Genomic DNA, 10,594 nt, shown 5'->3' with positions numbered 1-10,594 from the left:
AATTAGCAATACATATTCAGAATTGCTTCATAAAGTTCTTGTTTACCGCTAGTCTGCTTCGGTTCACCGTTTGCTTTAGCATAAGCAACCACATCTTCCAAAGACAACTTGCCGTCTTCAAATTCCTTACCTTTACCGCCATCAAATGAAGCGTAACGGTCAGCTAGCATTTTCTTGTATGGAGATTCGTTCAACAGAGCTGCTGCACTTTCCAATGCACGCGCCATGGCGTCCATACCTGCAATGTGAGCGATGAAGATATCTTCCAAGTCGGTAGAGTTACGACGAGTCTTAGCATCGAAGTTTGTTCCACCGTTGCCCAATCCACCGTTGCGGATAATCTGCATCATAGCCTGAGTCAGTTCGTAGTTGTCAATCGGGAACTGGTCTGTATCCCAACCATTCTGATAGTCACCACGGTTAGCGTCGATAGACCCCAACATACCATTGTCTACTGCTACTGCCAGTTCGTGTTCGAAAGTATGACCTGCCAAAGTTGCATGGTTTACTTCAATATTCACTTTGAAATCTTTATCCAGACCATGAGCTTTCAAGAAGCCGATTACGGTTTCTGTGTCTACGTCATACTGATGTTTAGTCGGTTCCATCGGTTTCGGTTCAATCAGGAAAGTACCTTTGAAACCACGGGCACGGGCATAGTCGCGAGCGATAGTCAGCATTTGAGCGAGATGTTCTTTTTCACGTTTCTGGTCAGTGTTCAAAAGAGACATATAACCTTCACGTCCACCCCAAAACACATAATTCTGACCACCAAGTTCGATAGTAGCGTCAATAGCATTCTTAATCTGAACGGCAGCACGGGCTACAACGTCAAAATCAGGATTAGTAGCAGCACCGTTCATATAACGCGCATGACCGAATACATTGGCAGTACCCCATAACAGTTTGATACCTGTTTCAGCTTGTTTCTGCTTTGCGTAAGCTACGATTTCTTTCAGGTTGGCTTCGTATTCTTCAATGCTTGTACCTTCGGATACCAAGTCTACATCATGGAAACAGTAGTATTCGATACCCATTTTCTGCATGAATTCGAAACCTGCATCCATTTTATCTTTAGCAGCCTGAATAGCGTCTGCATTGCTATTCCAAGGGAATTGTTTTGTTCCGCCACCGAATTGGTCGCCGCCTTCTGCACACAACGTATGCCACCATGCCATAGAGAACCTCAACCAATCTTTCATCTTCTTACCGTTAATTACCTTTTCAGCATCGTAGTAACGGAATGCCATCGGGTTCTTACTATCTTTACCTTCGAACTTAATCTTTTCAATTCCCGGGAAAAATTCTTTTGTTGCCATAATTCTTTTTATTTTTAAATGGTTATTATTTATATTGTCAATTACTTATCTGAAGAAAAAAACGGAGCCGGTATTTTGCCTGCCATTGATTTTTCAAGGCGATATTTCCATTTAGCATATGCGTCCGCATATTCCTGACGTTTAGCCACATTGGGCTCAATCACATCCAGTTTGTCGAGTGTAGCAAATGCTTCATTATTGTCTTTGTAGATACCTGCGCCAATACCCGCACCTTTCGCAGCACCTACGGAACCGTCTGTATCATAAAGCTCGATAGTAGCTCCTGTCACTCCCGCCAAAGTATCACGGAAAATAGGACTCAAAAACATATTGGCATGTCCCGCATGAATCATCTTCACAGGAATCCCCATCTGTTCCATAATATCAATACCATATTTAAAGGAGAACACAATACCTTCCTGAGCCGCACGAATAATATGATGCTTGCCATGCATATTGAAGTCCAGCCCGCGAATACTGCAACCTATTTCCTTATTATTCAGCATACGTTCGGCACCGTTACCAAACGGCAGAATACTGATTCCCGCACTGCCGATAGGAGCTTTGGACGCCAATACATTCATTTCATTATAAGATATTCCTTCGGGAGCAATGTTCCGTTTTACCCACGAATTAAGAATGCCTGTTCCATTGATACAAAGCAATACTCCCAAACGGGTCTGATCTATTGAATGATTGACATGCGCAAAAGTATTGACACGTGATTGGGGGTCATAATTTACTTCGCCGTTTACTCCATAAACCACTCCCGATGTTCCTGCCGTAGAAGCTATCTCACCCGGATTAAACACATTCAAAGAAAGGGCATTATTAGGCTGGTCACCGGCACGGTATGTTATCGGAGTGCCTTCTTTCAAACCTAACTCTTTGGCTGTCGCAGCATTGACACGACCCTGCTCTGCAAAAGTAGGTTTAATATCCGCTATCAGCGACGAATCGAATCCGTAGTAATCCATTAGGAAATCAGCTACCCGGTTGTTCTTGAAATCCCAGAACATACCTTCCGAAAGTCCGGAAACTGTCGTACAGATTTCACCGCTCAGTTTCATGGCGATATAATCTCCCGGCAGCATTATTTTGTAAATCTGCTCATAGATGGCAGGTTCGTTTGCCTTAATCCATGCCAATTTGGACGCTGTAAAGTTACCCGGCGAGTTCAACAAGTGAGAAAGACATTTCTCCTCTCCGATTGTCTCAAATGCTTTCTGTCCATAAGGCACAGCACGAGAGTCACACCAAATAATAGCAGGACGCAACACGTGCTGATTCTTATCAACGCATACCAATCCGTGCATCTGATAAGAGATACCGATAGCTTTAATCTCGGCAGCGCTTACGCCCGATTCAGTCATAATAGCCTGCGTAGCCAGCTTCAAGTTCTCCCACCAACTCTCCGGGTCTTGTTCTGCCCATCCGGGATTCACTGCGATAATATTCGCTTCCGTCTTCGGGAAAAATGCCGATGATACACATTTGCCTGTTTCAGCATTTACCAGGCTCGCTTTTACAGACGAGCTACCTATGTCATAGCCTAATAGAAACATAATTTTATTTACGATTTAACGATTTACTATTTACGATTTAAATGAACGGCTGTTTAGTACGAAAACTATATAAGGTATAGTTTTATAACATATAGCTTCTTCTTACCGTCTCACCTTATTATATATTTTCTTATCGAACTTATAATAACGGGCGGCACGATGAGCCACTCCCTGCTGCTTTTCTTCCAAAGGAACCACATATTCCATCATGGCTATTTTCTTATGGAAATTGCGCACATCCACTGCTTTGTCATATACCAACTCAAAAAGAGTTCTCAACTGTGCAGCCGTAAATTTACGCGGAAGCAGTTCGAATAATATGGAGGGATTGAACTCCACGAATTGGCGGATATAAGTCATCGCTTCGCGGATAATCAAGTTATGGTCGAAAGCCAGCGTTTTAACATCTCTCAGAGCAATCCAACAAGCCTGATGCTCATCCAGGTTCTTATCCAGCGTACGGTCAATCTTCACCATTGACAAATAAGCGATAGTCACAATACGTTCCACCCTCGACTGCATGGCACGTTCCAGCCAACGTACATCTTTAGGATTGCTGGTTCTGTTCTTAGAGCCGAATGCTTTGAACTGCATCAGATTCACATTCTTAAGTCCTGTCAGTTCAAATAATACACGTTGCGCAGCTTCGTCTAAATCTTCATCCATATATATAAGGCTTCCGGGAAGTTTCATATCGTGATATACCTCGCCGTTTTCTTCACCTGCACGCTTTACAAGCAATACTTTCAATTGTTCTCCGTCAAAACCAATCACCACACAGTCTACTGATATGTGATTATTTGCCAAAGGGGTATTTTTCTGTATATTCTGCATATCCGTTTCTTTAAGACGATGCAAATATAGAGGGGAAATGCCACCAAAACAAAATTCACATATATGCTATAAAACATTGTTTTTCACACAAATACATATCATATATTATACAATATCAACACTTAGTGTTATCTTCTGATTTACAATATGTATTTTAGCTGTTTCGGGGGTGAGTAATTGTATAAAGTACAAAAACTATATTTGCGCTTTATTATCAGTACTTTTCATATGAGTTCCAGTGGACGGCAACAAAGGCACTTATTGTACTTTAGACGATATATCATTTTGTACCTTATCGTTTTTTATTCTATCTTTGTAGAGTAAATATTAAAAAAACTAAAATGGAATCTCATCCAGTCATTTTATCTATTGCCGGTTCCGATTGTTCGGGTGGTGCAGGTATCCAGGCAGATATAAAAACAATCTCGGCCTTAGGCGGATATGCGGCATCGGCTATCACCGCAGTTACCATACAAAACACTTTGGGAGTACGTGCCGTGCAGGCTATGTCCCCTGAAATTGTCCGCGGGCAAATAGAGGCTGTGATGGAAGACCTTCAGCCTGTCTCCATAAAAATAGGAATGGTGCATGATATTCAGACTGTACATGCCATTGCCGATTGCCTGCGAAAATACACACCGGAATATGTCGTGTATGACCCAGTGATGGTATCTACCAGCGGACGAAAACTGATGACGGACGAAACCATAGAAGAAATAAAAAAGGAGTTACTGCCACTTGCTACTTTAATTACGCCCAATATTGACGAAGCGACTGTACTCACAGGCAAAAGTATCCATAACATCCAGGAGATGCAGGAAGCAGCCAAAATATTGACGGAGAATTTCCATACAAGCGTTTTAGTAAAAGGCGGGCATCTGGAAGGAGATGTCATGTTCGACCTTCTGCACACAGCCGAATTTATATACCATATATATAAGGAGAAAAAAGTAGAAAGCAACAATCTGCACGGAACAGGCTGTACCCTCTCCTCCGCCATTGCTACCTGCCTGGCAAAAGGTTATCCCATACGGGACTCCATCCAGCATGCCAAGACTTATATCACCCAGGCTATCATTGCAGGAAAGGATTTGCACATCGGTCACGGCAACGGTCCGCTATGGCATTTTCCCGACTCCATTGCACAAATGTGTACATTTTGTGCGGTCGTATCATAAAAATACGTAACTTTGCACCCGCAATTAAAAATCAATTAAATAATAAAAATATGAAAGCATTTGTATTTCCCGGTCAAGGCGCCCAATTCGTGGGAATGGGTAAAGACCTGTATGAAAACTCAGCTTTAGCAAAAGAATTGTTTGAAAAAGCAAATGATATCCTCGGATATCGCATTACAGATATCATGTTCAACGGTACAGACGAAGACCTTCGTCAGACAAAAGTGACTCAACCTGCCGTATTCCTTCATTCTGTTATCTCTGCCCTTTGCATGGGCGACGACTTCCAGCCGGAAATGACAGCAGGACACTCCCTCGGTGAATTCTCGGCATTGGTAGCTGCCGGAGCCCTGAGCTTTGAAGATGGTTTGAAACTTGTTTACGCACGTGCAATGGCTATGCAGAAAGCTTGTGAGGCAACTCCTTCCACAATGGCTGCCATCATCGCATTGCCGGATGAAAAAGTAGAAGAAATCTGTACTTCTGTAAATGCGGAAGGTGAAGTTTGCGTACCTGCCAACTACAACTGTCCGGGACAAATCGTTATCTCAGGTTCCATACCGGGAATCGAAAAGGCTTGCGAACTGATGAAGGCTGCCGGAGCAAAACGCGCTCTTCCGTTGAAAGTGGGTGGTGCTTTCCACTCTCCGCTGATGGATCCTGCTAAAGTAGAATTGGAAGCTGCCATCAAGGCAACAGAAATTCATACTCCCAAATGTCCGGTATATCAGAATGTGGATGCTCTTCCTCATACTGACCCTGCAGAAATCAAGAAAAACCTGGTTGCCCAGTTGACTGCTTCCGTACGTTGGACTCAATCAGTGAAAAACATGGTTGCCGATGGTGCTACTGATTTCACAGAATGCGGTCCGGGTGCAGTGCTTCAAGGTCTGATTAAAAAGATAGACGGTACTGTCAGTGCTCATGGCATTGCATAAAAGTCAATAAATATACTATTTATTAGTTTACAGCGTGTTGGCAGAATTGCCAATACGCTTTTTTGTGTTCAATCTTCATACCAAAGAAGGACTAAAAAGAAGACGGGCGTGCTAGTTTACCTAACACGCCCGTCTCTATTATCGGCTATATATTCCAGTCTTAGTTTCTTGGCAAAGCTTCTTTTACTACCATTGAACGACCTACATATTCAGCACCATTCAATTGTTTGATAGCATTGTTTGCTTCTGTATCATCCGGCATTTCGATAAACGCAAAACCTTTTGATCTTCTAGTCTCACGGTCTGTGATTAACTTTACTGAAGCAACTGTTCCATACTCTTCCATTACATTTCTCAAGTCTGATTCCTTAACATTATAGCTAAGATTTCCAATGTACAAATTCATAAAATACAAATATAAAAAATTAATAATTCAATAAGAAAGTTTTGGGAAGAGCTAAATTAGAAATGGATATGCTCAAATAAATGAGAAGATTCATGTAAAATAATCAAATCGCAATAAACCTCTTTATTGTTGTTGGTACAAAGGAAAGCATTATTTTCAGATATCGCACTATATCCTCTCCTTTTTCTTTTCATAAAACATCTTTTTTATGAAAATAGACCAATACTTAACGGAATTTCCCCTTATTGCCGGGTATTTCCTGTCACCGGAATTCTCCAAGCTAATCACCAAAACTATTCTTTCGGCAGATTCTTCATCACAAATTCTTCAAAAAAGAGTTTCTTATAACTTCCGCCTATAGCTATTTCATAAGACTTGATAAAAATATCATTCGTATCAAAAGAGTCAATCCGGGAGACATTGACAATATAAGACTTGTTCACCCGAAGAAATTGTCTACCGGGGAGTTGCTCGTGGATATTCTTTAAATTTATCTTAGTCACCACACGCTAGTCTTCCAACTGAAGAATCGAATAATCCTTCAACCCCTCAATAAAAAGGATATCACCGAAATTTATCCTGAAATAACGTCGCTCGGACTTGATGAAGATATATTCTTCCTGAATCTCCTCTACCCTTTCAAGTGTTTCCGGCAACAACAACTTATGATATGCAACGGCTTTATTGACCGCTTTCAGAAAACGGTTCATCTCTATGGGTTTTACCAGATAATCAATGGCACCCACATCGTAGCTATCAAGTGCGTATTCCGCATAGGCCGTTGTAAAAATGACCAATGTATCTTTAGGAATGCTCTGTGCAAACTCCAATCCGGTTATTCCCGGCATCTGAATATCGAGAAAGACCAAATCGACCGTATGTTCGTTCATAAAAGCGGATGCGGCAAGGGCATTATTAAAACTACCGGTCAATACCAATTGAGGAATCTGCTCCACCAATGTTTTCATTCCTTTACGAGCCACCGGCTCGTCATCGACAATAATACAATTCATAGGCTCAAATGTAAGTTGACATTATAAGTTGTTTCCTTATCTTCTATTTCCAACACATATCTCAATCCGTAAAGTAAATCCAGTCTGCGCCGTATATTGACCAGTCCGATTCCACCTTCTTTCTTTACCGGGACAGGCGGTTTGGAGTTCTCGCAGCGAAACAGCAGTTTATTATCACGAACCTTAAAATAGAGATGTACATACGACAGATTATTACTATCCGGGTTGTGTTTCACTGCATTCTCCACAAAAGGGATGAAAAGCAATGGGGGGACGCAAACCTCATCAAGTTCACCCTCCGTTGTTACGTGATATTCAAAACAATCCCGCCGTACTTTCTCCAGTTCAAGATAATCGACTAGGAACTGAATATCTGCCTGCAGAAATACTTCCTTCCGTGCGCTGTCATTGAATTGATAGCATAGCAAATCATCCAGCTTCGCTAATATCTGCGATGCTTCCACTGCATTTTCTTTCACTAAGATATTGGCATTGTTCAGCATATTGAAGAGGAAGTGAGGATTAATCTGATTCTTCAGTTGTTGCAACTCCGTCTGTTTGGTAGCTTTCTCCAATTCCATAATTTCCTTGCCGGAAATTATCCAACGCCGGAAAAGCTCGAAGCTGGTACACCCGCTCGCTATCAACATTAATGTGACGACAGAATGCATAAAACTCAAAAAAGAGAAGGGTCGCCCATCCTGTAAGTGGAAGTCATCAATCCCATATCGCTGATGAAGAGGATATAAAAAGACAAGCCCCAACAATACGCTCAAAAGAATGATTACGGAAAACCAAAACCAGTAATGTGCAAGCTGGTGTTTATTCAGAAAGCGGGGAACCAGCCAATAAATACTCAAATAAATAGGAAGAGCAAATATGAGTGTGCTCACGACAAACGCGTACAAGAAACCGTCGCTGTTAAAACTTCCATGTATATTCTGAAAACCGAGAAAGAGTATCAGAACCAGCAATAGCAAATGTCCCAACAGCCTGAACTGATGATCGACCAGACTCTTTCCCCAGTTGTATATGATTTTGGAATCTTTCATAATTTAATCTTTAAATCAGTAACGCATCCCAATTGGTTATCACGATGATTCTTTAACAGATAATCTCCTTTCGGATACAACAGTTTCAACCGGTGCTTAAGTTTTTCAAAAGCGGGAAGTGACTTTCTCCATATGCTTTCTTTTAAATGATAAGTACAAGTAAAAAGAAGCATCTCCTTTTCTACCCTCAATTCGACCGCAATATTTTTTTCCGCATCTATACTGTTCTGAATTGCATATTCGATGATTGGCATAAATAGTAAAGGCGGAATTTGCATATAAGTTACTTTGCTTTCCATTCGGAAAGCATAATTAAAAGCCGGATTACATATTTTTTCCAATTCCAGATAGTCGGTCATAAATCGCATATCGTCACCTAACAATACTTTTTTATGTGCACTTTCATAGAGTTGATACCGAAGCAACCGGCTCAATTTAAAGATAAGTGCTGACGCTCTATCAGCATCTTCTAAAGAAAGAGTCCGGGCTTTATTCAACATTTTAGAAAGGAAATCAGGTTGTAATTGCTCTTTCAAATGGTTCAATTCGGTTTGAAGACCGCTATTCTCCAATTCATTCAGCCGATGATGATAAGATACCCAACGACGCAAGAAAATAGTGAAAGAGAAAGCAAAGAAGTAAAGAATAAGAGCAAGAGTATTCAATAATAGAAAAAAGAAAAATCTCGAATTGAGCGTTTTGATATTGTCGGGCATGGGATAATACTGTCCCATGACATAAACACCGATGAATAATAATATCAACATACATAAGACAAGAGAAATTGTAAAGCCGATATAGGCTTTATATCGTCCTTGAAACAGATATTCGGGAATCAGCCGGTAAGTATGTACGTTTATTATTCCCCAGAGTATAAACGAAAGCACCAAGTTCACACCTGTCACCGGATTCAGCCCTACACTGTTATCTTCAACAAATGTGCCTCTGAATACTAAAAAGGCAACTAATAAAAATATACCTATTTGTTTTAGTAATCTATATAAAGGTATCTTCACTGACATCAGGCGATAAAGTTACTACTTTTTTAGAATTGATACTTCATTCCCAACGAAACATATGCTGCCGGTTTAAAATAAGGGTCTGCGTCTTTCGACATATCTTTAAAGAAAGCTTTTAAAGTGCGAGTGGTGTAATAGGCTATCCGGCTGCATGACACACCGGCAGTAGCAGTCACGGAAAAAGAATTTCCGATATTGAACTCCGGCTGTAAACCTGCAATAATGAATTGTTGGGAAAACACAGCGTCTTTCCCTTCTCTTTCCAATAATGCCAGCGAACCGTTCATTTCCGCGACCACTTTCAGGTTCAGGTATTTATTCATTCTCATTCCTGCCGAAACTTCCATAGCATTGAGCATGGATACTTTTATCTGATAACGCCCTTCGGTGCTCCAATCAAAATAAATTGCCGGAAACAGCATCGGATAGCCAAAAGTGTTATTAATAGCCAGTCCGGCTCCTAAAGACAGATTGGGCTTAAACTGCCGGATAAAAACAACTCCCCCTTGCCCAAGGATATTTTTCAGTCTCACATCAGAAGTTGTATAAACTCCTGCGCCGATTGTAGTCAGCAACAACCATCTCTTGCTAATCGGACGAATGTTGGTCACACTCAACTGCGTATTTATGATTTGATCTACATCTATATAGGATTGGAGTTTTTTATTATTCAGAGCTGTATAGCTTGCTCCCGCTGAAATCATCCAGACCGTAGGCTGCTTTCTTTCATTCATTTTCTGCGAAACAGGTATATTGACGTTTCCTTCAACAAACCGCATATCTCCTCTCCCGCCTGTTTTCTGCCCTTCCTCATCTTTATATTGTGAAGAAGAGATATACCCAGTTTTAATAGTTACCTGTGCCCGTACATTTTCCGATAAAAATAAAAGCAAGACGAACACACTTAATAAAATAGATTTCATTCTTTTATCTGTTTTTTGAATTTGAATGAGGCAAAAATAGAGCATTGCCAATCTATGTTGGAAAATTGTAGACCAAACCCAATATCCAGTAGACAAAACGAATCATTTCTTCCTTCATGGACTGTTTTCTACTTTTTTCTTTTAACTTTGACCAAATAAGTATATTCATGAAACTAACGGAGTAATAATTAAATTCAGTTATAGGCTGGCTGAATAATACCCAAGATTTTTAGAGGTTAAATGCAATGTGATTGAAGCTATCAACCCAAAGGGACGGATTTTACTAAATGTAGAAGTCTCTTTATTCAATAAAGAAGATATGCTTGTGATGCAGGCAACTTTTGAAT

The 10,594-nt window shown here is 40.7% G+C and carries 9 protein-coding genes and 1 pseudogene; 2 read left to right on the top strand and 8 right to left on the bottom strand.

Going from position 1 to position 10,594, the window contains the following annotated elements; genetic code table 11:
* Window positions 1–2 precede the first annotated feature (2 nt).
* The 3 genes from xylA to RDN93_RS09395 form a co-directional block, all read right to left on the bottom strand.
* Window positions 3–1,319, bottom strand: a complete 1,317-nt coding sequence (gene xylA / locus RDN93_RS09405; protein WP_308745271.1) for a xylose isomerase — start codon at window positions 1,317–1,319, stop codon at window positions 3–5.
* 41 nt (window positions 1,320–1,360) lie between these two features.
* Entirely contained in the window at window positions 1,361–2,884 is a 1,524-nt protein-coding gene (locus RDN93_RS09400; protein ID WP_308745270.1) for an FGGY-family carbohydrate kinase, read from the bottom strand.
* 102 nt (window positions 2,885–2,986) lie between these two features.
* On the bottom strand, window positions 2,987–3,718 hold the full coding sequence (locus tag RDN93_RS09395; protein ID WP_308745269.1) for an NUDIX domain-containing protein: 732 nt from the start codon (window positions 3,716–3,718) through the stop codon (window positions 2,987–2,989).
* A 341-nt stretch (window positions 3,719–4,059) separates the two neighbouring features.
* Here RDN93_RS09395 and thiD point away from each other — a divergent pair, with 341 nt between their 5' ends.
* Window positions 4,060–4,896 (top strand): bifunctional hydroxymethylpyrimidine kinase/phosphomethylpyrimidine kinase, encoded by an 837-nt coding sequence (gene thiD / locus RDN93_RS09390; protein ID WP_308745268.1) that lies wholly within the window; start codon window positions 4,060–4,062, stop codon window positions 4,894–4,896.
* A gap of 50 nt (window positions 4,897–4,946) precedes the next feature.
* A complete protein-coding gene (gene fabD / locus RDN93_RS09385; protein ID WP_308745267.1) occupies window positions 4,947–5,834 on the top strand; it encodes an ACP S-malonyltransferase in 888 nt (295 codons plus the stop codon).
* Window positions 5,835–5,994: 160 nt separating this feature from the next.
* Here the strand turns inward: fabD and RDN93_RS09380 are convergent, their stop codons facing one another.
* From RDN93_RS09380 to RDN93_RS09360, 5 genes and pseudogenes are all read right to left on the bottom strand, one after another.
* Window positions 5,995–6,240, bottom strand: coding sequence for an RNA-binding protein (locus RDN93_RS09380; protein WP_007755457.1), 246 nt, complete (start codon window positions 6,238–6,240; stop codon window positions 5,995–5,997).
* Between the two features lie 293 nt (window positions 6,241–6,533).
* Window positions 6,534–7,253, bottom strand: a pseudogene (locus RDN93_RS09375) (LytR/AlgR family response regulator transcription factor).
* Complete coding sequence (locus RDN93_RS09370) at window positions 7,250–8,305, bottom strand: histidine kinase (RefSeq protein WP_308745266.1); 1,056 nt, start codon at window positions 8,303–8,305, stop codon at window positions 7,250–7,252. Before RDN93_RS09370 ends, RDN93_RS09375 begins: the two are co-directional and overlap by 4 nt.
* On the bottom strand, window positions 8,302–9,327 hold the full coding sequence (locus RDN93_RS09365) for a histidine kinase (RefSeq protein ID WP_308745265.1): 1,026 nt from the start codon (window positions 9,325–9,327) through the stop codon (window positions 8,302–8,304). Before RDN93_RS09365 ends, RDN93_RS09370 begins: the two co-directional genes overlap by 4 nt.
* Before the next feature lie 23 nt (window positions 9,328–9,350).
* Window positions 9,351–10,247: a DUF6268 family outer membrane beta-barrel protein gene (locus RDN93_RS09360; protein ID WP_308745264.1), complete on the bottom strand. Its 897-nt coding sequence runs from the start codon at window positions 10,245–10,247 to the stop codon at window positions 9,351–9,353.
* Window positions 10,248–10,594: the final 347 nt, after the last annotated feature.

Source organism: uncultured Bacteroides sp. (assembly GCF_902491285.1).
Taxonomy (GTDB): Bacteria; Bacteroidota; Bacteroidia; order Bacteroidales; family Bacteroidaceae; genus Bacteroides.
The sequence above is the reverse complement of the archived record's forward strand: the minus strand, read 5'-3'. Positions and strand labels throughout refer to the sequence as shown.